General features: G+C 46.9%; 18 protein-coding genes. 3 read left to right on the top strand and 15 right to left on the bottom strand.

What is annotated here, in order from left to right; genetic code table 11:
- Nucleotides 1–153: 153 nt before the first annotated feature.
- Together AAEY83_RS00225 and AAEY83_RS00220 are read right to left on the bottom strand one after the other, a co-directional pair.
- Nucleotides 154–1407 carry an FAD-dependent monooxygenase gene (locus AAEY83_RS00225; RefSeq protein WP_025647191.1) on the bottom strand — a complete coding sequence of 418 codons (1254 nt, stop codon included), beginning with the start codon at nucleotides 1405–1407 and terminating at the stop codon, nucleotides 154–156.
- A gap of 85 nt (nucleotides 1408–1492) precedes the next feature.
- Nucleotides 1493–2797: a UbiH/UbiF/VisC/COQ6 family ubiquinone biosynthesis hydroxylase gene (locus AAEY83_RS00220; protein WP_198013362.1), complete on the bottom strand. Its 1305-nt coding sequence runs from the start codon at nucleotides 2795–2797 to the stop codon at nucleotides 1493–1495.
- Nucleotides 2798–3220: 423 nt separating this feature from the next.
- On the opposite strand from AAEY83_RS00220, the gene AAEY83_RS00215 reads away from it, so the two are divergent.
- Entirely contained in the window at nucleotides 3221–4339 is a 1119-nt protein-coding gene (locus AAEY83_RS00215; RefSeq protein WP_025647193.1) for a PhoH family protein, read from the top strand.
- Between the two features lie 144 nt (nucleotides 4340–4483).
- Complete coding sequence (ybeY, locus tag AAEY83_RS00210; protein WP_025647194.1) at nucleotides 4484–5038, top strand: rRNA maturation RNase YbeY; 555 nt, start codon at nucleotides 4484–4486, stop codon at nucleotides 5036–5038.
- Between the two features lie 21 nt (nucleotides 5039–5059).
- On the opposite strand, the gene AAEY83_RS00205 is transcribed toward ybeY, so the two are convergent.
- Nucleotides 5060–5938, bottom strand: coding sequence for a mechanosensitive ion channel family protein (locus tag AAEY83_RS00205; RefSeq protein ID WP_025647195.1), 879 nt, complete (start codon nucleotides 5936–5938; stop codon nucleotides 5060–5062).
- A gap of 51 nt (nucleotides 5939–5989) precedes the next feature.
- The gene (locus AAEY83_RS00200) at nucleotides 5990–6877 is read right to left on the bottom strand and encodes an energy transducer TonB (RefSeq protein ID WP_025647196.1); all 888 of its coding nucleotides are present in this window, start codon (nucleotides 6875–6877) and stop codon (nucleotides 5990–5992) included.
- 302 nt (nucleotides 6878–7179) lie between these two features.
- Between AAEY83_RS00200 and AAEY83_RS00195 the strand changes: the two genes are divergently transcribed.
- The gene (locus AAEY83_RS00195; RefSeq protein ID WP_037059839.1) at nucleotides 7180–7965 is read left to right on the top strand and encodes a hypothetical protein; all 786 of its coding nucleotides are present in this window, start codon (nucleotides 7180–7182) and stop codon (nucleotides 7963–7965) included.
- Nucleotides 7966–8076: 111 nt separating this feature from the next.
- On the opposite strand, the gene AAEY83_RS00190 is transcribed toward AAEY83_RS00195, so the two are convergent.
- The 11 genes from AAEY83_RS00190 to nuoE all read right to left on the bottom strand — a co-directional run bounded on the left by AAEY83_RS00190 (nucleotide 8077) and on the right by nuoE (nucleotide 22122).
- Nucleotides 8077–8898 carry a ferredoxin--NADP reductase gene (locus tag AAEY83_RS00190; RefSeq protein ID WP_025647198.1) on the bottom strand — a complete coding sequence of 274 codons (822 nt, stop codon included), beginning with the start codon at nucleotides 8896–8898 and terminating at the stop codon, nucleotides 8077–8079.
- 407 nt (nucleotides 8899–9305) lie between these two features.
- Entirely contained in the window at nucleotides 9306–10784 is a 1479-nt protein-coding gene (locus AAEY83_RS00185; protein ID WP_037059841.1) for an NADH-quinone oxidoreductase subunit N, read from the bottom strand.
- A gap of 3 nt (nucleotides 10785–10787) precedes the next feature.
- Nucleotides 10788–12416: an NADH-quinone oxidoreductase subunit M gene (gene nuoM, locus AAEY83_RS00180; protein WP_037059844.1), complete on the bottom strand. Its 1629-nt coding sequence runs from the start codon at nucleotides 12414–12416 to the stop codon at nucleotides 10788–10790.
- 1 nt (nucleotide 12417) lies between these two features.
- Nucleotides 12418–14292 carry an NADH-quinone oxidoreductase subunit L gene (gene nuoL, locus AAEY83_RS00175; protein WP_025647201.1) on the bottom strand — a complete coding sequence of 625 codons (1875 nt, stop codon included), beginning with the start codon at nucleotides 14290–14292 and terminating at the stop codon, nucleotides 12418–12420.
- Nucleotides 14293–14296: 4 nt separating this feature from the next.
- Nucleotides 14297–14617, bottom strand: a complete 321-nt coding sequence (nuoK, locus tag AAEY83_RS00170; RefSeq protein ID WP_037059904.1) for an NADH-quinone oxidoreductase subunit NuoK — start codon at nucleotides 14615–14617, stop codon at nucleotides 14297–14299.
- A gap of 86 nt (nucleotides 14618–14703) precedes the next feature.
- Entirely contained in the window at nucleotides 14704–15411 is a 708-nt protein-coding gene (nuoJ, locus tag AAEY83_RS00165) for an NADH-quinone oxidoreductase subunit J (protein ID WP_025647203.1), read from the bottom strand.
- Entirely contained in the window at nucleotides 15408–15956 is a 549-nt protein-coding gene (nuoI, locus tag AAEY83_RS00160) for an NADH-quinone oxidoreductase subunit NuoI (RefSeq protein ID WP_084212670.1), read from the bottom strand. Before nuoI ends, nuoJ begins: the two co-directional genes overlap by 4 nt.
- Before the next feature lie 54 nt (nucleotides 15957–16010).
- On the bottom strand, nucleotides 16011–17054 hold the full coding sequence (gene nuoH / locus AAEY83_RS00155; RefSeq protein WP_025647205.1) for an NADH-quinone oxidoreductase subunit NuoH: 1044 nt from the start codon (nucleotides 17052–17054) through the stop codon (nucleotides 16011–16013).
- A gap of 1 nt (nucleotide 17055) precedes the next feature.
- The gene (gene nuoG, locus AAEY83_RS00150) at nucleotides 17056–20181 is read right to left on the bottom strand and encodes an NADH-quinone oxidoreductase subunit NuoG (RefSeq protein WP_025647206.1); all 3126 of its coding nucleotides are present in this window, start codon (nucleotides 20179–20181) and stop codon (nucleotides 17056–17058) included.
- Nucleotides 20182–20191: 10 nt separating this feature from the next.
- The gene (gene nuoF, locus AAEY83_RS00145; protein WP_025647207.1) at nucleotides 20192–21616 is read right to left on the bottom strand and encodes an NADH-quinone oxidoreductase subunit NuoF; all 1425 of its coding nucleotides are present in this window, start codon (nucleotides 21614–21616) and stop codon (nucleotides 20192–20194) included.
- Entirely contained in the window at nucleotides 21613–22122 is a 510-nt protein-coding gene (gene nuoE, locus AAEY83_RS00140) for an NADH-quinone oxidoreductase subunit NuoE (RefSeq protein WP_025647208.1), read from the bottom strand. Before nuoE ends, nuoF begins: the two co-directional genes overlap by 4 nt.
- Between the last annotated feature and the right edge of the window lie 121 nt (nucleotides 22123–22243).

Genomic DNA, 22243 nt, shown 5'->3' with positions numbered 1-22243 from the left:
CATGTTCAATCTTAGGTGACAACAGATGACGCCTGATATCCACGCCCTAGAAGGATGTGGTTTTACGGCGTTAGATGATAAAGTGCTTATAGCAGCCGTCATTATATCCAATGATTTAATATTCATAAGCTACTCATCCTTGAGCTATTGACCCTAAACCCCACTCGCCTGCCTCGCAAACAACCGCATTAAAGGTTTAATCTTGCCCACCCGATACATACCTTCGCTACGCAGTTGCTGCATAGGACGAGTTTGTGAAAGCTCGCCGGCAAATAACCAATTCAGCGCGGAAAAGCTATGCATCATCAAGCTATTATGCGGACGACGCAAACGCTCATAAGTGCGTAGCGTTTGCGCGCTACCCCACAAGGTATTACCGCTGCGCTGATAGTCGTACTCTAATTGCGCAAATAGCGCCTTGACATCGAGCATACCTAGATTGAGCCCTTGTCCTGCCAGTGGGTGAACGCCATGCGCGGCATCACCTATCAATACCAGATTATCCGCGATATAGCTTTTGGCTTGCTGCGCGGCGAGCGGGAAGCTGGCGATAGATTCTATTTTGTCGATTGCGCCAAGCTCATAATGACTAGCGGCTGCTAATTGCTCAGCGATATAGTCTGGTTCTTCTGCTAGTAACGCTAACGCTTGGTTGCGCGGCAAAGTCCAAACCACTGACTGCCAATGTTCTGGACGGGCTTTATCTTCCTCAGTGATATCCGCTAAGGGCAATAATGCCAGCGTCCCTGTCGGCAACATCGCTTGACGTGCCGTAGCCAGATGCGGCATAGCAGTGTGAATCGCGCAGCAAATCGCGGTTTGCTGATAGTCCAAAGTAACAAGCTCAATAGCCGCATGCTTACGGACAAACGAGCCGCGGCCATCAGCGCCGACGAGCAAATTGGCACTAATCTTTTCGCCATTTTCCAAAGTCACTTGATAGCCTGCTTGCGCCCCTAGCCAGTCCATATCGACTACTTTTTGGCCTTTAATCACTGTAAGATAATCGCTAACATCACTATCATTTAGGCGCTGCCAAAGGGCATGCTCGATAACCAACGGTTCCACCATACTGCCTAATATATTTAGATGCTCTGTATCACTATCGCCAAATAATAGCTCGCCTAAGCCGTTTAATTGCCAAACCTGCATTTGTGAATAGTCGGCTTTACGGCCGCTAGTCTGAATATTTTGCCAAGCGCCGACCTCTTTGAGTAGCTCAATACTGGCAAGACTCAGCGCATAGACCCGCGCATCGCGCTGGCTAAGTAGCTCCTGCCAACTCGCTTCATCACGCTCAGGCGCTGCATCGACTAAAGTTACGGGACGTTTAGCTTGTACGAGCTTTAGCGCTAAAGTTGCGCCGACGATACCGCCACCGATGATTAAGCTATGGTTATTTTTCATAAATACTTCCTAGATACAATATTTCCTAGATTCAACACTTCCTAGATTTAATAGCTGTCCATACTTTGACTTTGCGTAAAACGAATTAAGACTTAAGTCCCATGGCATAAGTGGCGACTAAGGGCTTGATATTCGGCAGCTTATCAAAAGCCACTAAGGCGACATTACGTGCCAGCTTAATCGCTGGATTAGAATGGGTAAAGCCGTGTACCACTGCATCACAGAAGCGAATGACGCGCTTTTGGTCGCTCTGACGCGCTTTTTCATAGCGCTTGAGCATCTGCTTATCGCCGATATCTGCGCCCTGCTTGACTTGCTCGCTTAGCATTTCTGCCAGGACATGGGCGTCGCGCATACAGAGGTTAAAGCCTTGACCTGCCACTGGATGCAGTGTGTGCGCCGCGTTGCCCATAATTACGCAGCGGCCTTTGACCTGTCTGTCAGCAAGCACTCGCGTTAGTGGATAAGCGCCGCGGCGACCGGCTTTGATAAAACTGCCAGCGCGCTCGCCAAACGCTTGCTGCAATGTCGCTAAAAAGTGCGCGTCATCTTCTAGATATTGCTGCTCTTCCCCATTAGCACAGACCCAAACTACCGAACGACGATAGCCTTTTTGATACTTATTATTGCCGTCGCCTTCAGGATCAGTCAATGGTAGAACGGCTAACGGGCCAGCGGGGCTAAAGCGCTCAATCGCCACATGATTATGCGCCATAGAAGTTTCCACCACGCCGACGATAGCGGTTTGCCCATAGTCGTAATCGGTGGTGCTTATCCCTAACAGCCGACGCACTGTCGAATCACGGCCATCACAAGCGACCAACACACTGCCTTGCAACTGCTGCTCACCCTCACTACCGTCATAATAGTTAAAGGTCAAAGTAACACCATCCGCTTGTTGTTCAACCGCCACTACGTCAGCATTATCGATTAAGGTAATCAGTGGCTCATCTTGCGCCGCCAGTAATAGCTTACGGCCGAGCCAAGCATTTTCCATCACTTGCCCAAAAGACTCGACCTTTTCTTCTTCCTTTTTAAGCTGCGCGCGCCCAAAGCTGCCTTGCTCGCTGATTTGTACCGCATCAATTCGGCAAGCATGGCTTTGTAGCTCATCCCATAGCCCTATCTCTTGGTAGATCTGCACGGTGCGCCGTGACAAGGCAGTATTACGACTGTCTAGATAGTGACTACGCTTGGCATCGTCTTCGGGGCCGATCTCAGGGTAGCTGTTTTTTTCAAGTAAAGTACTTTTGATGCCATGATGCGCTAATAGCAAGGCAAAAGATAAGCCAACATGACCGCCGCCGGCGATAAGTACTTGCTGATCGGTCACTGCATTAGGCTTAGGGTCTAAATTAGACTTAGCGCTATGTTGTTCGAAGTTTTGCATAATTATCCCTATATAAAACTAAAATATTTTAAATTGACTAAAATAAAGGCTCAGTTTTTCTCATTATTTTTAACTGAACTTGTATGTTTAAAAACATCCATTCATGAACATTAATAATCGAACTATATTAGCCATAGGTTACCACAGATTATCTTAAACTCTGTGGGCTTAACGCTACTTACCGCGTCTATCATTGACGCGATTAGGTAACTTATAGATAATGCCAATTCGATAATTCTAGTAGCAAATAACTACTGCCAGCTCTTAGCTTAGGTGTTTGCAATCGACATACAAAACAGTCATTACCAATAGCGCTAAAGGCTTGAATTTAAAATATTATCAACCATAATGAAAGATATCTAATGACTTATTACATTACTTTTTGCCCACCAAATAAAGGGCATTTATTATAAGGATAATCGCTTGACTGAATCCATTAGCCGCAATATAAAGTTTGAATTTTTGACCCAAGCTCAGCTAAAAACCGTACTAGGTGAATACAATAAGCACCTCAAATATATTCAAGAACGTCTCGATATCAAGATCAGCCAGCGCAAAACCGACTTTTGCCTTAGCGGTGATATCACCGGAGTTGAGCGCGGTGAGCGCATCATATATAAGCTAGTTGACGAAGCGCAAAACTCAAAAGATATCAGCGCCGAAGAGCTGCATCTTATTATTCAAGCCAGCCTATCTCGCGATGAAGACATGGCTTACGACCAAGATAGCACGGACGACGCTCGCGTTGACGATAGTGAAGATGATGACGACTTGGACGCAAGCAATGAGTTTACGCCGATTAGTCTGCGCACTCGTAAAGGCAAAATTATCCCGCGCGGTGGCAATCAGCAGCGCTACGTCAAAAACGTTTTGACCTCTGATGTCTCTTTCGGTATCGGCCCTGCTGGTACCGGTAAGACTTATCTGGCGGTCGCGTGCGCGGTCGATATGATAGAGCGCAATGAGATTGAGCGTATTTTGCTGGTACGTCCGGCAGTCGAAGCCGGTGAAAAGCTAGGCTTTTTACCAGGAGACCTCACTCAAAAAATCGACCCTTACTTACGTCCACTATATGACGCGCTATATGAGATGCTAGGCTTTGAGAAAGTCGGTAAAATGATTGAGCGTCAAATCATTGAAGTGGCGCCGCTGGCCTATATGCGTGGTCGTACGCTCAACAACTCTTTTGTGATCTTAGATGAAGCACAAAACACCACCCCTGAGCAAATGAAGATGTTTTTGACTCGTTTGGGCTTTGGCTCACGCGCTGTTATCACTGGTGACATCTCGCAAGTTGACTTGCCGCGTGGTACCAAATCAGGACTAGCGCAAGCTTTGGATATATTGAGCGGTATAGATGAGATTCATATTACTAAGTTTGGCTCAAAAGATGTGGTACGTCATCATCTGGTACAAAAGATCGTTGAGGCCTATGATATCTTTGATGGGGAACAATTAGTCATTGATGAGAAGCGTAAGCAGCAGCGCATAGCGGAGCAAGAACGCAAACAAGCAGTTGCTAACGCAGCCTCTAAGCTTTAGTTGTCCGGTTAAATCCTTAGTTATAAGAACAGACGCAACCTTACTGCAACCAGATTATTATTAATAGTCTGGTTTTTTATATTTAATCTGGTCTTTATGCCCACAAACGCTTAGCAAAGAGAATTTTAAAATAAGGCAAAACAGATGACTTATCTCAATGACATAGACATCAGTGCTATTGATACTATTAATGATCATTTAATCGATGAGTTTTACCGCGCAGAAGTACTACAGAATATACTGTCAAAAGCTTTAACTTATATCGACGAGCGTGTTAAAGACGGTTTAACTCTGCCCTACTTTGCAGATATCGATGCTGCATTGTGGCAGAGCAAACCCAAAGCTTTAGATATCTATATTACTGATATGGTTGAAGGAAAAGCATTGAATTTAGACGCGCGCGGTAAAGACTATGCGACCAATATTCTCTCTTATCCAAGTGAGCTGCCCGCCAGCGTTATCGATCTAATGCCAGCGCTACCGTTAGGCGAGCTGATTATATGTCATGAGGTGCTCGTGCGAGAAGCAAGCGAGCAAAATAAAAGCCTAGCGCAGCATATCAGCCATTTGCTTATTCATGGCGTACTGCATCTGCTAGGCTTCGATCACGAGCTTGGGCAGGCGGAGCAAGACGAGATGGAGCAGTTTGAGATTGCTATCTTAGCCCGACTTGATTTGCCTAACCCCTATTTGGCTTAATATTTAAAACCGACGGACTCTTTATGATTGTTTATCCATTGGCAGCTTTTGCGATTGATCCATATTATTCATCATCTGATCGAGACCTTTAATATGTACACTGCGCTGCGGGAACGGTATCTCAATCTTCTCGCTATCAAACACTTCTTTGAATCGCTCAAGTAAGTCGCACTGCATCGCCCACCAGTCATCATTTGTGGTCCAGACGTTTAGCGTTAGATCGACTGAGTTGTCTCCTAAGTTCGTCACTCGTACGATAGGCTCAGGATCACTGAAGGCGACTGGGTTTTCTTTGGCTAATCTCAAGATTAGCTCCTTAGCGGTCTTGATATTAGCATCATAGCCTACCCCAATAGTGATATCGACACGGCGATTGGGCAGCGCGGTGTAGTTCGTCACCGCGGAGGTGGTGATATCGCTATTAGGAATAATGATGTCATGGTTGTTAATGGTAGTCATATGAGTATTGACTAACGTAATTTCCTCCACCGTACCAGTATAGCCACTGATCTGCACATAATCGCCTTTAATGAAGGGCTTAAAAGTGACGATGATAATACCCGCCGCGAAGTTTGAGAGCTGATCTTTTAAGGCCAGACCTATAGCAACGGCTGCGCCGCCTAAAATAGCAACGACCGAGGTGGTATGAACGCCGACTTGGTTTAGCGCAGCTAAAACGATAACGACCAATAAAATGCCATATAACAGTCGACTCAAAAAATTAGCCGCTGTTGTTTCTAAGTGGCCACGCACCATCAGACGATTAGCAAAGGTGACTAGTTTTTTGGCAAGCCAGCGGCCAATGACAAAAATGATTATCGCAAAAGCCACTTTGAATATCAAAGCGATGGCACTACTGGTCAATGTCGCAACGTCAACCGTAAATCCTAAAAATTCCATAATGATCCTGCTCTTTATAATTTTGCCGATGAATATTAATAATAAGGACGCTTAGTAAGTGACCTCAATTTTATCACTATAACGATAAGTACGAATGAGTCTGAGTTCAACGATATCACTCATATCTTCGGTGAACTTGCCAAAAGGCGCGGCCTTACGCACCGACTGCTTCGCCGCTTCATCCAAAATATTGGAGTTTGAGCTCTCAAGCAGACGGATGGCTTTGATATTACCATCATTACTGATGATGACCATCAAGCGCACTTCACCGGTGATGCCTTGTACTCGCGCCTGTCTTGGATAATGCAAATTACCCACGCGCTCGACATGATCGCGAAAAGTCTCTATATAATCCGCCGCCGCGCCGCGCGTAGTAGAGTTGCTATCGAGGGTGACGACTTTTGACTTAGTGGCATAAACTTGCTGACGCTGAGATAGCTGCGCCTCAAGCGTGGCGATCTGTTTACGCAGGCGCGCCTCCTGCGCCCTAACATCGTCTTTTGCTTGCTGCTCGTCGTTATCGGTATTGTCACTCGCTTGCCGCCAGCTTAAAGTGGTGCGCAAATAGCTTTCTTGATACTGCTGTTGTCGCACTTGCTGCTGCAAATTGATGACATCTTGGGTTTCACTGATTTGTTCAGCTGCGAGCGGACTGGTTTGCGCGCTTTCTTGCCGAATCTGCTCATCTACAGTGCCGCCGCCTATCTGCGAAGCATTAGCGATATAATAGGCATCTTCGTTTGGCTGCATGTTATCAGTGAGCGCTTTTGCCACATCTTGTATCATAGCGGCAGGATGACTGCCCATCGAGAAGCTAATACCGAAGATAAGCAGCACATGCACGCCAAGCGCGATAATAATCGCTACTGGCATACTAAAGCTGCGAGTAGGCGCTTGGCTTGAGAAATGATAACTTTGTGAATCTTTGATATGCGCCACGGCAGCTCTCAGCTGAAATCAATGAATCTGATGACCGAATAAAGGTATAAAAATAACTGCGCTATGATAACACGAGCGTCAAGCAAATGTTTATTGCTGATTTAACGCAAGCTTAGCTTTCGTTTATGTCGGCCCGGACGACAATGACTGATAATGTATAGTTTTAAAAACGCTTATCAGCGTTATTTGCTAAAATGAACACCCATGCGTTTTTTGCCTAATGCTTTTGCTATATACTGGCTTTTATTGGCTATTTTATAGCTCGTTTTGTCGCCTGTTTTATAATGATGACTACAAGGATAATGAGTTTGACTGATTCTAGCAACTTTGATGACTTTTATGATTTCGCTGATGCTATAGGAGAGCGTTTTAACCAGTCCTTTCATGAGGGCTGGGATAGCCTGGCCTCTGCGATAAAAAAACTATATGGCAAAACTTCGGATAAGTTAGAAGATGAGATCCCACTACCAGTCGCCCAAAAGTACGTCAACGACGCTCTACAAAAATTTGTCACCGATAATGTAAAAGCCATTTTGGAGCTGCGAGTCGAGCTGCATGATAACTGGTTTCGACTGTTCTGTACCGTCGATGTCGCCGGTATCTATGCAGAGGTCGCCAGTAACTTCAGCCTAGTGCATGTGCAGCTTGATCGCAATGTCCAGCGCTTTGTTTTTGGTCAGCAGACTTATACTGATGTGCTCAACCTGCGCTGCGATTCTTTTATTAAGCGCCAAGGTATCAAGCTGTTTATTTGGTTTTATCATAGCGTACTAAAAAAAGACCCTTTAGGCTTTATTTTATCTTATATCAATATTGCCCGGCCTAAAGACGAGATTATCTATTTAGATATTCATCGCTGGTTAAAGAAGAATAAGAAAATAATGAGCGCCTTGCATAAGGTGCAAGTCAACTATGGTGAAGTTGAAGAAGAGCAATTGGTTCTCAAAGCTCAAGTCAACTACCGCGACTTATTAGGTAGTAATGGCGACGATATTATTAGCGAAAAAGACAAAGTCGATGATGAGCCTGAATTGATGCAAGGGCCTATCAATCCGGTAGATGACGCGACCGAACCCAGTCAAGAGTAAGAGCAAGAACATCCCTTGTCTTATAATGACAAGAACATCTCGTCTCACAATGAAAAGCCCCACTCTAAATATTTAGAATGGGGCTTTTCATTATGGACTGAGCTATTTGGCTTACCAGTAGTTCTCTACGGCAATATTACCTTCACCGCGGCGATTCATCACCATACCTAAGGACTTTAAAGTCTCTTTGGTGTCTTCGACCATATCAGGGTTACCGCAAAGCATGACATGGGCGTTGTCGATATCAAGTTCGATACCGGCTTGCTTTTGCAAGCTACCGTCTACTAGCAGCTTGGGCAGACGCTCGCTCAATGCGCCTGCCACCGGCTCACGGGTGACAATCGGCACAAATATCAGCTTAGCAGGATTATCCACTAGCTCACCAAAATCGGACTGCAAACGGTTAATCAGCTCAACGTACGCCAGCTCCTCTTCACTGCGCGCGCTATAGGCGAGTACGATATGCTCATAGTCTTGCCACGTTTGTAGATCTTGCAGCATCGATAAAAATGGCGCAAGGCCCGTGCCAGTCGCTAGTAACCATAAGTCTTTCGGTAGCGGTTTTTGATAGCGCGCTAGCGTTAAAAACCCAAAAGGCATGGTATTGAGTAGCAGCTCATCGCCGACTTGCAAATGCTGCAGCTCGGAGGTGAAAGCGCCGTCTTCAATGACAATAGAGAAAAACTCTAATACCTCATCGAAGGGAGATGAGACGATAGAATAAGCGCGAAAGATATCTTCATTGGGCACCTCATCAGCGCCCTCACTCGACTGCTGCTGATGATAGTTAAGCTTGCTAGGATTGACCCCTAAACGCACGAACTGACCGGCAGTAAACTTAAAGCTATCCGGACGCGTCACGGTAAAACTAAATAGATTAGGCGTCCAAGTGGTTTTACTTAGTACCGTTACTTTTTGAATATTAGCGCTCATAATGAAATCACTTATCGTTATAGATTAATATGGTTATCGATTTAATATTGTTATTAATTTATTGTTGTCAATTTCTCAGGACTTGTAATGTGCTATAGCCGATCCACTATAAAACAAATACAGTGCTACTAGAGTGAATTTTGCGCAGCCTCTGTGAATACAGCACGCAAGGAAAATTTATACCAGTAGCACGCTACTAAAGCTGTACTCTTTTAATTTTGGATTAACGGTATAAATAGCTATCTATGAGGTTTTGCTAAAGCTGTTGTCACTGTTATACATTATGGCGCTCAGACTCATATTCAAGTTCACAATTTATATCTTCGAGTTTTAGGTTTTAAATAGTCACAAAAAAGGCTAGCCTGCGCTAACCTTTATTTATTAATTAAATGACTACTCGTTTCATGTTACCAAATACGTGCAAGTGCTGCCCACTCAATCATATTGTTCGGTAAGATACCAAAGCCGATAATAAGAACCGTCACAGCGATTACCATCAGACCACCCATACGCATGCCCCAATGACCGACAACATCAAACTCAGCGTAAGCTTTTGGTCGTTTGAACAAAGTCAGCATCACACGTAGATAGTAGAATAGGCCAATAGCGCTACCTAAGATAATCAACGCTGCTAAGAACCACTGCGCGCCTTGTACCGCCGCTAAGATGGCGAACAGCTTAGTAATGAAGCCTGCCGTCAGCGGAATACCCGCAAGCGATAGCATCATAATGGTCATAACCGCAGTCAGTACCGGACGACGCCAGAATAGACCTTGATAATACACCAGCTTGTCCGCTTCACCTGAAAGCCGATATGGGCTAGACATTAGCGTCACTACCCCAAAAGCACCGATCGAGGTGAAGGCATATACTGCCATATACATGCTCGAAACACTATCAGCAGCGGCGCCAATACTGACGACGACAATCAGTACATAGCCCATATGCGCAATAGAAGAGTAGCCCAATAAGCGCTTGAGATTACTCTGACGAAGGGCAAGCATGTTACCGATCAGAATAGATAAGGTCGCCATTACCATGAGGAGCATCTGTACTGAAGGCAACGCTAGTAGCGCGGTATCGAGTAAGAAACGCACGGCCAATGCCATCATCGCCACTTTTGATACTGAGGCTAGATAAGTGGCAATTGGTGCAGGTCCCCCTTCATAGACATCAGGTGTCCACATATGAAACGGTGCTGCAGATAATTTGAACGCGATACCGAACATCATCATCGCCGCGCCCAAGATTACCAAAGGTGAGTCGTAGGCGTTAACGAGCACAACACTAATCTGCTTAAACCCTAAAGCGCCGACTTGCGCATAGATAAAGGCCATACCCATCAGTAAGGTGGCAGAGGCCGTCGCTGACAGTACCAGATACTTAAGCCCTGACTCCAAGGATTGGTTGCGCGAAAAAGTATAAGCAAGCAAACCATATAAAGGCACTGATAATAGCTCTAAGCTGATAAAGAACGCGGCCATGTGCTGAGCACAGACCATCAGTAGCGCCCCGACTGTAGAGATGAGAATCAGCAGGTACAGCTCTTCTTTATTATCTTGTAGGTTAGCAAGATAAGCATAGGACAAAGTGCAGCAAGCGAGCGCACAGATAAGAATGACCACCATATTGAACTGGGCAAAATTATCAATGACAAACAGCTGCTCAGCCAAAGGCATCAGCGTGCCAGAGCTTACCATACCAGTCATCTGACCGAGCAAAGTAAACAAAGCTAAGTTCAGACCTATGACGGTAATCGTACCGGTAATAAAATGTGAGCGTTTAATAGTAATCGCAATCATCGTCAAGATAACGGTAATCACTATGATAAGAATCGGTGCGTAAGGCATCAGCCCCATCAAATCATTCATCGTAATATCAGTCATGACTTAACGTGCCTCCATTGCATCAAGCAAACTCGATGCGTCCACTTGAGTGACTTCGCTATAAATATAGGCATTATTGATCCACTGCATCGCATGGCTAGAAGTATCTAACACTGGTTGTGGGTACAGTCCGAGCCAAACTAGACCGGCCGCTAAGGTCAGCAGCAAGGTAATCTCACGCTTGCCTAGATCCTTTAGTGGACGCTCAGGCAGGCCATGTGCCTTAGTATGTTCTAACGCGACTTCTTTAGCATTATTCACACCAAATAAAGTACGGTAAACCAAAATCAGTGCATACAAGCCCGCTAACACTAAGCTAAAGGTCGCCAGTACGACGAATACAGGATACTGAGCGAAAGTGCCAAATAAAATCATGAACTCGCCAATGAAGTTACCAGTACCTGGGATACCAAGCAGCGCGGCACAAAAGAACATCAGCATCGGTGCATAATAGCGGAACTGCCCCCACATACCGCCCATCAATGTGATGTCGCGGGTATGCAGACGCTCATAGAGCTGACCTGCCATAATAAATAACGCCGCTGAGCTAAGCCCGTGTGCGAGCATCTGTATCATCAAGCCTTGTAAGCTGAGCAAAGTACCAGCATAAATCGCTAGGACAACAAAGCCCATATGCGAGATACTAGTATAGGCCAGTAGTCGCTTCATATCGGTTTGCATAAAGGCAAGCCAAGCGCCGTAAAAGATACCAATAGCGCCAAGCGTCAACGCAATAGGCGCAAATTCTTGCGAGGCAGCTGGAAATAGCGGCAACACAAAGCGTATCAAACCATAAGCGGCCGTCTTAATCAGTACCCCAGCCAAATCGACAGAACCTGCCGTTGGTGCCTGCGCATGCGCGTCAGGTAACCAGCCATGAAACGGCAAAATCGGCAATTTCACGGCAAAACCGATAAAGAAGCACAGCATAATCGGATATTCCCAGCCACCAAGCGAGGTGCCGAGCAGGTCATTATAGTTAAAGCTAACAACGCCTGTTTGCGCGCGGTTAAAAATAACCAGCAGCAAAATACCGATCAGCATGATAAGCCCTGATGCTTGGGTATAAATAAAGAATTTTGTTGCGGCGTATTCTTTGGTCTTACCACCGACCACATCATGACCCCAAAGTGCGATCAAGAAGTAGATAGGAACCAGCATCATCTCCCAAAAGAAGAAGAATAAGAAGAGATCAATGGCTAAAAATACCCCGATGACGCCGCCTAGGCTCCATAGCAAGTTGAGATGAAAAAACCCAACTCGGCGCTGAATCTCATTCCATGAACAAGCAACCGCTGCCACGCCCAAAAACCCAGTCAAAGCCACCATCAATAGTGACATACCATCCATCGCTAGATGGAAGCTGATGCCCATAGCGGGTATCCAAGGCACACTGAATTCAGCGACCCAAGGTACAGCCGACTGCGGCGCAATGACCTGCTTACTCATGCCGCTAAAATCACCGTAATGCCATAGTACTAACGACAAAACGAAAGTCAGTATCATGCCGAACAAAGCAATCCAGCGCGGCAGGCGCTTATTGAAGCGCTCAACCAACCAACATAACAACCCCGCTATGAACGGAATTGCAATCAATGCTGGTAGCATCCACGTTTGTTGTAACTCTATCATCTTACACCACCGTCATCATTACCAGCACTAGCAATACCGCTACGCCCAAGCCAAAGCTTGCCGCGTAGCCTCGAAGAGATCCTGTCTGCGTCCGGGAAAATACTTTATTACCGATTGAGGCCAGCGTAGGCAGTACCATCCAGCTTTTATCGACAGGATCGGCTTTGAACAAGCGGCCGATGAATAAAAAGGGTTTTACAAATATAATATCGAATAACGCATCGAAGCCTAAACCGTGATAGCACCAGTAATAAAGGCCGCCACCGATAGTCGAGCGCTTGAACTTAGTGAGCATCCGGCCTTTATCAACGACATACAACAGCGCCGCTATAATTAAACCTAACAGCATCGCACCCATAGCGATATATTCAGCAGTATGCTTACCATGCGCCTCACCGCTCAGCTCTAATAGATGCCCAAAGCTCTCTGGCAGCACCCCTTGTAACGGCGGCGTGATCCAAGCACCAACGGCAGTCGATAGTACTAACAATATGGTTAATGGCAGCCAGTAAGAAACCCCTTTTAGCTTGTGCGCGTGGGTTTTCTCTTCACCAAAGAATACAATCCAAATCATCCGGAAAGTATAAATTGCCGTTAAGAAGGCGCCGAATACGCCCATATAAAATAGCACTTGATGACCGGTGGCATAAGTCTCCCAAAGAATCGCTTCTTTAGAATAAAAGCCAACCGTCACCCAAGGAATAGCTGCTAGAGCGCCGCCACCTACCAAGTAACACCAAAATACTAAAGGTATCTTTTTGCGCAGACCGCCCATCTTAAAGATGTTTTGTTCATGATGTACCGCGAGGATCACTGCACCTGAAGATAGGAATAATAAGGCTTTAAAGAAAGCATGCGTCATCAAATGGAAGATAGCGCCTTGCCATGCGCCTACGCCGAGCGCTAAGAACATATAGCCGATTTGACTCATAGTCGAATAAGCAAGAATACGCTTGATATCGGTTTGCGCTAAAGCACAGAAACCTGCGACCACAAGCGTTAACGCGCCAACGCCGCCGACCCAGTACAGTAAAATCCCTGGAGTCAGCTCAAACAGCGGATGCATACGAGCGATTAAATAAACGCCAGCGGTTACCATAGTTGCGGCGTGAATCAGAGCCGACACTGGCGTCGGACCTGCCATCGCGTCAGCGAGCCAAGTATGTAATGGCAGCTGTGCTGACTTACCCATAGCGCCGCCAACGAGCATCATGGTCGTCAGTATCATGGTTGGATTATTAATATCAAACACTTCTGGCGCGCGCGTGATAATCTCTTGAATATTAAGCGTGCCAAACTCGCGGAATAGCAAGAATAGACCAAAAGCCAAGAACACATCACCGATACGAGTCACGGTAAAGGCTTTGATTGCTGCCTGACCGTTAGCACGGTCATGGAAGTAATAACCAATTAAAAGGTATGAGCAAATGCCGACCCCTTCCCAGCCGAGATATAACAGCAATAAGTTATCAGCAAGCACTAGCAAGAGCATGCTAGCGACAAACAGATTCATATAGCTAAAAAAGCGCGCAAAACCTGCATCGCCTTTCATATACCAAGCGGCAAATAGATGAATCAAAAAGCCGACGCCCGTGATAATGCCTGTCATCGTCAGCGCTAAACCATCAAAGCTTAAGCTAAACCCAGGGGCAAAATCGCCGACTTGAAACCAAGTCCATAGCGGTATTTGCATAACACTGCCAGCAGGATAGCTCGTTAAAAAGCTAAAGCTTGCCACTAAGGTACAAAGCGCCGATAGCGCCATGCTGCCGACACCGACGAAGCCAGCGGCCTGCTCAGATAATTTGTCACGCATAAAGGCTAAAATCAAAAAGCCAATGAGCGGAAATATAAAGGTTAATGGTAATAAACTCATGGCATCATCCTTTCATCTCATTGGCGCTATCGACATCGAGATGCCCACGCTTATGATAAAACTGTAATAGTATCGCAAGCCCAATGGAGACCTCAGCTGCGGCTAGAGTCAAAATAAAGATAAACATCACTTGTCCATCTGGATCGACCCAGCGGCTGCCTGCGACCACAAATGCCAACGCTGCGGCATTCATCATAATCTCAAGTCCCATCAGCATAAATAAAAAGTTGCGCCGTACCATGACACCGCACAGACCGATAGTGAATAAGATACCTGCCAATATGAGTCCATGGCTCATCGGTATCAGACCTAGCGTATTTTGCATTGCCATAGCAGGCTCGGCAACACCCACTACCTCATGCGCAAACGGCACGCTTGACACCTCATGTGCCGCGCTCACTGCTTGTACCATCAGTCTAGCTCCTTACGCTTGCTACGCGGCGCTGCCACATAGTCATTAGGATCAACCGTATCATAAACATAAGGCTTAGCCATTTTGGTCGCATCAGTATTACTCTCAAGCTTATCTTCTTCATATTCTTTGATGCTACCCACCGAAGGACGATACGCTAAGCTATCGTTATCGACAATCTCATCATCATTAGACTCTTTACCTAAATGATAAGCAGCAACTAAAGCGGCGAGTAACAAAAAGGCCGCCACTTCAACGAGCATAATATATTTGGTAAATAGTACGGTGCCGACTGCTTTTGCTGGGACATTAACCCCGCCGATAACCGCGGTCTCGTCATGATTAAGACCGATCATACCATATAGCACTACGGCGATAATCAGGGTAAGCCCAGTCGGTATCGCCCAAGTCTTTGCATCGAGCCAACGCTCTTCACGCGCCTCATCTGCCATGCCCAAATTGAGCATCATAATCACAAAGACAAATAGCACCATAATGGCACCGGCATAAACGACAATCTCAAGCGCGCCAGCAAAAGGCGCCCCTAAAACAAAGAAAATACCCGATAACGCCAGTAAAGTGACGATCATCGCCAAGATAGCGTGGACGGGATTGGCGTGAGTCACCACTCGTAGACTGGCAAAAATAGCCACTGCGCCTAGAGCATAAAACCCTACCAAATCCGGATGATTCATAAACTCCATCATGGTAGTAAACTCCTTACATCGATAGGTGCCGACTCGTTTTGCGCCGCGCCTTTTGGTTTTTCGTCTACTGCCATACCTGTCACTCGGTAATAATTATAATCAGGATATTTTCCTGGCCCTGAGATCAATAGATGCTCTTTTTCGTAGACTAAATCCTGACGCACATACTCACCAAGCTCAAAATCTGGCGTCATCTGAATCGCAGTCGTCGGACAGGCCTCTTCGCACATCCCGCAAAATATGCAGCGCGAGAAGTTAATACGGAAAAACTCTGGATACCAGCGCCCATCTTCGCGCTCCGCTTTTTGTAGCGAGATACAGCCTACAGGGCAGGCCACCGCACATAAATTACAAGCCACGCAGCGCTCATCGCCATCAGGATCACGCGTCAATATGATACGTCCGCGAAACCTCGGCGGTACTGGTACCGGCACTTCTGGATAAAGTATAGTATCGCGCGGCCTTATGGCATGGCTGTTGACCATCCACATACTGCGGACAATGGTAAACAGACCAATGACCGTCTTTTTTATGGCGTTTAACATGGGATTATTATCCTTATCAGCATTTCTTTGCGTCACCTATAAGACAGCATACAGCTACAGCGTTGGCGAAAAAATCAAAATAACCAAAGCCGTAATCAATAGATTGATTAATGTGACTGGTAGACAGACTTTCCAGCCAAAGTTCATCACCTGATCGTAGCGAGGACGCATCAGTGAGCCCCGGGCCAAGACAAACATAGTCATAAAGAAGAGCGTCTTAATCATGAACCAAAAAGCGGGCGGTATAAACGGAATATCGATATTGAACGGTGGTAACCAGCCGCCAAAGAACAGACAAGTCATCAAGGCTGAGATGAGCACGACGTTGACGTATTCACCAATAAAGAACATCCCAAACTTCATGCCTGAGTATTCAACGTGATAGCCTTCAGCAAGCTCCTGCTCCGCTTCTGGCTGATCAAAGGGGTGTCTATGCGTGACAGCAACGCCTGCGACCACAAAGGTTAAAAACCCAAAAAACTGCGGGATGATATACCAGCCATCAATTTGCGATTCGACAATCTCGCGCAGGTTAAAGGAGCCAGTCAAAGCGACAACGCCCATGAGCGATAAGCCCAAAAACACCTCATAACTGATGGTTTGTGCCGCTGAGCGCAGACCCCCTAGCAAGGAGAACTTATTGGCCGAGGCCCAACCGCCGAACATCACCGCGTAAACGGCCAACCCTGCCATCGCAAAGAAGAACAGAATACCGATATCCCAATCTGCCACGCCAAGGGTTGGTGAGACTGGAATAATAGCAAAAGAAGCTAAAGCGGTGAACATCGCTACCGCTGGCGCTAAAGTAAAAATAAACTTATCGGTGAATTTTGGCGTCCAATCTTCTTTAAAGAAAATCTTTAGCATATCGGCGACTAGCTGTAACGAGCCAAAAGGCCCGACGCGATTGGGACCGTAGCGATCCTGCCATAACGCTAGCATCCGGCGCTCATAAACAATCATCACCGCCGCGACAATGACTACGACTAAGAAGATCACCAGAGCTTGTAGGACTAAGAATAAAATAGACCAAGTCTCAACGGTTAGGCTATTTGCCAAAAAGCTTGGCACATCAGGAATGATACGAGTGATTTGCATATTACACCTCCTGCGTGCTGCTAATACTGACATTGTCAGCAGTGGCGGTCATCTCACTAGCAATGTCATCAGCCATGTCACCGTTTATTTTAACGTCAGCGGCTGGTGCTTCGACCTTGCGTACTGAAGCTGGCATCGAGGGATGAATAATATTCACTTGCCCTACCGGATAGCCAATACAGCCTTCTGCTAAATAATCAACCACTTGCACCGGCAGCGTCATCTGCTGCTGCTCGATATCGATCGCTAGATAATCACCAGTACCAATGCTCCACGCGCCCGCATCTTCAGCACCGATATGCCAAGTGGCGATAGGTAGCTGCGCGGCGACAACCGGACTACGTGCGGCCATTATTGAGCTGGCAAAGATATCATAAATAGGCACAAGCTTGGCTTGGCCTTGCTCCATATCTGTACGCTTAGAGGTGCCTGCTTCTGGCGCCACATACTGGCGCGCGACTAAGCGCTCTGCTTGATCGAATAACCGCACGCCCGGATCGCCGCCTTTGAGATGACCACCGACTTTATCTTGGTACTTATTCCAAGCTTGTGGTGAGTTCCAACCTGCTGCACTGGCAAATGGAATCATGGAGCTGGCAGCTTGCTTACCACTATAGCCTTCCATCGAAAAGGTCAAACCGGTATCTAAATCTTTTGGCTGCATTGGCTCATGTACGGAGATAGGCGCGCGCATAGCAGTACGGCCAGAATAGCGGCGCGGTTGACGGGCTATTTTTAGACCGCTGATACGGTAATCAGCATCGGGCGCGGCGTCTTTGATAGCAGCAAGATTAGGATGGGTGGCGATTAAGGCATTAATCACATCATCGAGCTGCGTCCAATCGACCGGCTTACCAAGTAGACTATTATGCACTGCATGCAACCAGCGCCAGCCTTCTTTGATACTGCTCATAGGATGATAATAGTCATTATCATAGACTTGGAAGAAGCGCTGCGCGCGGCCTTCCGCTGATACTAGTGTGCCGTCTGCTTCTGCAAAGCTCGCCGCCGGTAGCACGATATCGACATCTTTATGCCAATCTAGCAGCTGATGATCAAGGGCGATAACCGTTTTATCAGTCAATAACTGAGTTAACTTACTAGCGGCGATAGCATCGCTCAATTGGTTTTCAGCCACGACGACAACATCAAAGTCAGTCGCTAACAGCTCTTCTACCGATTGGCCACCGAGCAGGCACACACCAATACTATTGGCATCTGGCACGGTCAAATAAATACCCGCCTGCGCGCTGTAGTTAGTATTCGCCTCTTTTAGCTCAAGGGTATCCGCAGGCTCGCGATTGACATCTTCTTGCTCTTGTTTATCCGTACCGGTTTCTGGTTTGGCAGGCTTAGCGGCGAGCTCCTTGTCCTCTTCAGGCTGAGCGGTTTGCGCTTGTTGCTCTGCCGCCTTGACTTTAGCATTGTGGGCATCGACCTGCTGTTGTTCCGTGTTTTTTATAGCAGCGCGTTTGTTCGTTAACACTTGCGTAATCTGCGCCGCCGCTTCAATCATAGCGTTAGAGGCTAAGCTGGTGCCCGCGATAACCAAAGGCTTATCAGCTTGTATTAAGTCATAAGCGATCTGTTTGGCTAACGCTTGCATACCATCACTATTATCGCCATCTTCGCTATTATTGTTGTCAGTAACATCAGTATCGGCTGAAGCTTGGCTTTGTTGTTCAGCTGGATCGTCTATTTGCGTCAAGTCGTCCGCTAAACTCGCAATCTCATCTGCCACCTTGAACCCTAAGCGGGTGATATCTTCCGGAGTTGCCACTACACTTGCTTTACTGATGTCATCAAGCTTGGTTTGGGTGACGTCGATGACATAGACCGGACTGAGCGCGTCTTGAGCAATACGCTTCACTGGCTCAGCAAGCCAAGCTTGCGTCTTAGCCGCCGCCGCCATTTTCAAACCTTTATTTTTCGCCGCTTGTCGTACCGATAGCGCTACCCGTGAGGAAGTTTGCGTGATATCTTCGCCAAGTACCAACACCGCATCATGACTTTCGATATCCGTCATGCTCGGATTATAAATACCTTCGGTGCTCAGCACTTCGATACACTTATTGACGAGCGACTGCTGCTGATGATTCAGACCAGTTGAGAAGTTATCAAAACCAACTAGGTTTTTTAGTGCAAAGTTAGTCTCTAAGCTTGCGCGCGGCGAGCCAATACCGACGATTTTTTTATCTTGCAGACGTTTGATCGTCTCATCTAATGCATAATCAATATTGATTTTGACGTGTTTATCATTGATACGTTCAAGCGCTTGCGTTGGACGATCGGCGCGGTTGACATAACCATAGCCAAAACGACCTCTATCACATAAGAAGTAGCGGTTAACCTCGCCGTTATAACGGTTCTCAATGCGGCGTAGCTCACCATAACGCTCGCCAGGCGAGATATTACAACCCGCTGAGCAGCCATGACAGATGCTAGGTGCATACTGCATGTCCCATTTACGGTTGTAACGCTCAGAGTGTGTCTTATCAGTGAACACGCCCGTTGGGCAGACTTCGGTTAAGTTGCCAGAGAACTCACTTTCAAACTGTCCGTCTTTTTCACGGCCGAAATAGACGCGGTTGTTCGAAGAGAATACGCCCAAATCCTCGCCGCCGGCATAATCTTTATAAAAACGTACGCAGCGATAGCACGCGATGCAGCGATTCATCTCATGGGCGATAAACGGACCAAGCTCTTGGTTATGGTGGGTACGCTTAGTGAAGCGATAGCGGCGCGTATTATGGCCTGACATATAGGTCATATCTTGCAAGTGGCAATGCCCGCCCTCTTCACAAGTCGGACAATCATGCGGATGGTTGGTCATTAATAGCTCAACCATCGACTTACGAAAGGCCTTGGCCTCATCATCTGTCACCGAGATATACATGTCATCGCCTGGCGCAACCATGCAAGACATCACAAGCTTACCTTTACCTGCCTCTAGGTCTTCTTTGTTTTGGTACTGCTTGACGGCGCACTGACGACAAGAGCCGACTGAGCCTAATGCCGGATGATAACAAAAATACGGCACATCAATGCCAAGTGATAGGCACGCTTGCAATAAGTTATCCGCGCCATCAACTTCGACAGTGGTTCCATCAATATGTATGACTGCCATGCCGTTCTCCTTATTTTGCTACTGGCTGTGGATTACCTGCAGCCTCAATCACATCTTCGCCTACCGCCTGAGCAATCTTACTATCGAACTCAGGACGGAAATATTTGATTGCACTCATCAGTGGCTCCATAGCACCAGGAGCGTGAGCACAGAACGTCTTACCTATCCAAAGATCGCGGGTCAGACCTTCAAGTTTCTCGACATCACCGACTTGCCCTTCGCCATCATTGATAGCAGTAAGCAGCTTGACGCCCCAAGGCAGACCGTCACGGCACGGCGTACAAAACCCGCAAGATTCGCGCTGAAAGAAAATCTCTAGGTTGCGCAGTAGCGGTACCATATCTTGCGCTTCATCGACCACCATAAGCAGTCCTGTACCCATCCGGCTACCGGCTTTTTGAATGGTATCGAAATCGACAATAGTATCTAAATGCTCAGCGGTCAAAAAGTCAGTGGATGCGCCGCCGGGTAACCAAGCCTTAAGGGTACGACCCTCCTGCATACCACCGGCAAAATCCTCAATAATCTCGCGCGCGGTGTAGCCAAATGGCAGCTCCCAAAGGCCTGGATCATTGACCAGACCTGAGCAACCAAATAGCTTAGTACCAGGGGTTTCAACCGTTCCTTTGATTTTTGATAGATCTTGATACCACTTGCTACCATGCAAAATAATGGCCGAGACGTTATGTAGGGTCTCAACGTTATTGACGATAGTTGGTCTGCCCCACGCACCAGCGACTTGCGGAAATGGCGGCTTAGTACGGGGATTGGCACGGCGACCTTCTAAAGAGTTCAGAAGCGCCGTCTCTTCACCGCAGATGTAGCGGCCAGCGCCCGTATGCACATGCAAATCAAAGCTAAAGTCTGAGCCCAAGATATTATCACCGAGCAAATTGTTAGCGCGCATCTCATCGAGCGCCGCATTTAGACGCTCGGCTGCCAATATATACTCGCCGCGAATAAAGATATAACCTGCTGTCGCTTCAATGGCATAGGCTGAGATGAGCATACCTTCGATGAGCTGGAACGGTAAACGCTCCATAAGTAGTCTATCTTTAAAGGTGCCAGGCTCCATCTCATCAGCATTACAGACTAAGTAGCGCGGCCCGCCATCATTAGGCGCCATCAGCGACCACTTAATACCAGCGGGGAAACCAGCACCGCCACGGCCTTTTACCACTGCTTCTTTGATAGTGCTCAGCGTATCGCCAGCAGACTGATTTAAAGCTATTTTCAGCGCTTCAAAGCCGCGTAGGGACTCATAAGTGGCCAAATCGAGTACAGCATCGTGGTGCGCAAGTCGCCACGTCAAAGGCTTCGTTTCACTAGTCGCTGTATCTTTATCGCCATAAACGGCAATGCGCTGCTCATTTAACTGGCTTGGGGCTTTGCCTTGGCGACGCTGGGCAATTTGCTCTGCAACGGTTAGTCTCATGCGTATAGCTCCAATAGTTGCGCGACCTCATCAGGTTGTACTGGGCCGTAAGTATCTTCATCGATCAATACTGCCGGGCCTTTGTCACAGTTACCTAAACAACAAATCGGCAAAATAGTAAAACGGCCATCAGCGGTAGTTTGACCATACTCAATACCCAGCTCAGCTCTAAAAGCCACTGATAACGCCTCATAGCCTGTTAGATAACAGGATACCGAGTCACAAATAAGAATCACGTGACGGCCAACGGGCTGCCGATAAATACGATTATAAAAAGTGGCGACGCCCTCGATATCGGTCACCGGAACTTCTAGGATATTAGCGATAGCGTTGACCTGCGCATCATCTACCCAGCCATTGCGCTTTTGTACTATTTTTAGCGCATCCAAAGACGCAGCGCGCGCTTGTGGATAATGATGCATAAACTCATTAATAGCGGCAATCTCACTTGTCGTCAAAATACTAGCGACATCTACCTTTGGCGTTTTATCAGAAACAATCTTCATAATCTTCTATTCTATCCTCACTCATCACGCTGCGCCCTAAGGCTTTAATAATACTGCTGCAGCGGTTTGGTGTGCCTATTGGCGGTAATATCAATGTTGCTTATTTGCCTATTTTTTCTTT

Source organism: Psychrobacter sp. TB20-MNA-CIBAN-0197 (assembly GCF_040309765.1).
Classification (GTDB): Bacteria; Pseudomonadota; Gammaproteobacteria; order Pseudomonadales; family Moraxellaceae; genus Psychrobacter; species Psychrobacter submarinus.
Note: the sequence above shows the minus strand (reverse complement) of the source record. Positions and strands in the feature narration are given on the sequence as shown.

Coding starts and splice junctions, on each gene's coding strand:
- nuoK (WP_037059904.1), bottom strand. CDS start 14,617: ATGCAAAATACGCTAGGTCTGATACCGATGAGCCATGGACTCATATTG.
- nuoG (WP_025647206.1), bottom strand. CDS start 20,181: ATGGCAGTCATACATATTGATGGAACCACTGTCGAAGTTGATGGCGCG.
- nuoF (WP_025647207.1), bottom strand. CDS start 21,616: ATGAGACTAACCGTTGCAGAGCAAATTGCCCAGCGTCGCCAAGGCAAA.
- nuoH (WP_025647205.1), bottom strand. CDS start 17,054: ATGCAAATCACTCGTATCATTCCTGATGTGCCAAGCTTTTTGGCAAAT.
- nuoJ (WP_025647203.1), bottom strand. CDS start 15,411: ATGATGGAGTTTATGAATCATCCGGATTTGGTAGGGTTTTATGCTCTA.
- AAEY83_RS00220 (WP_198013362.1), bottom strand. CDS start 2,797: ATGCAAAACTTCGAACAACATAGCGCTAAGTCTAATTTAGACCCTAAG.
- nuoE (WP_025647208.1), bottom strand. CDS start 22,122: ATGAAGATTGTTTCTGATAAAACGCCAAAGGTAGATGTCGCTAGTATT.
- ybeY (WP_025647194.1), top strand. CDS start 4,484: ATGACTTATCTCAATGACATAGACATCAGTGCTATTGATACTATTAAT.
- nuoM (WP_037059844.1), bottom strand. CDS start 12,416: ATGATAGAGTTACAACAAACGTGGATGCTACCAGCATTGATTGCAATT.
- AAEY83_RS00190 (WP_025647198.1), bottom strand. CDS start 8,898: ATGAGCGCTAATATTCAAAAAGTAACGGTACTAAGTAAAACCACTTGG.
- AAEY83_RS00185 (WP_037059841.1), bottom strand. CDS start 10,784: ATGACTGATATTACGATGAATGATTTGATGGGGCTGATGCCTTACGCA.
- AAEY83_RS00205 (WP_025647195.1), bottom strand. CDS start 5,938: ATGGAATTTTTAGGATTTACGGTTGACGTTGCGACATTGACCAGTAGT.
- nuoL (WP_025647201.1), bottom strand. CDS start 14,292: ATGAGTTTATTACCATTAACCTTTATATTTCCGCTCATTGGCTTTTTG.
- nuoI (WP_084212670.1), bottom strand. CDS start 15,956: ATGTTAAACGCCATAAAAAAGACGGTCATTGGTCTGTTTACCATTGTC.
- AAEY83_RS00195 (WP_037059839.1), top strand. CDS start 7,180: ATGAGTTTGACTGATTCTAGCAACTTTGATGACTTTTATGATTTCGCT.
- AAEY83_RS00225 (WP_025647191.1), bottom strand. CDS start 1,407: ATGAAAAATAACCATAGCTTAATCATCGGTGGCGGTATCGTCGGCGCA.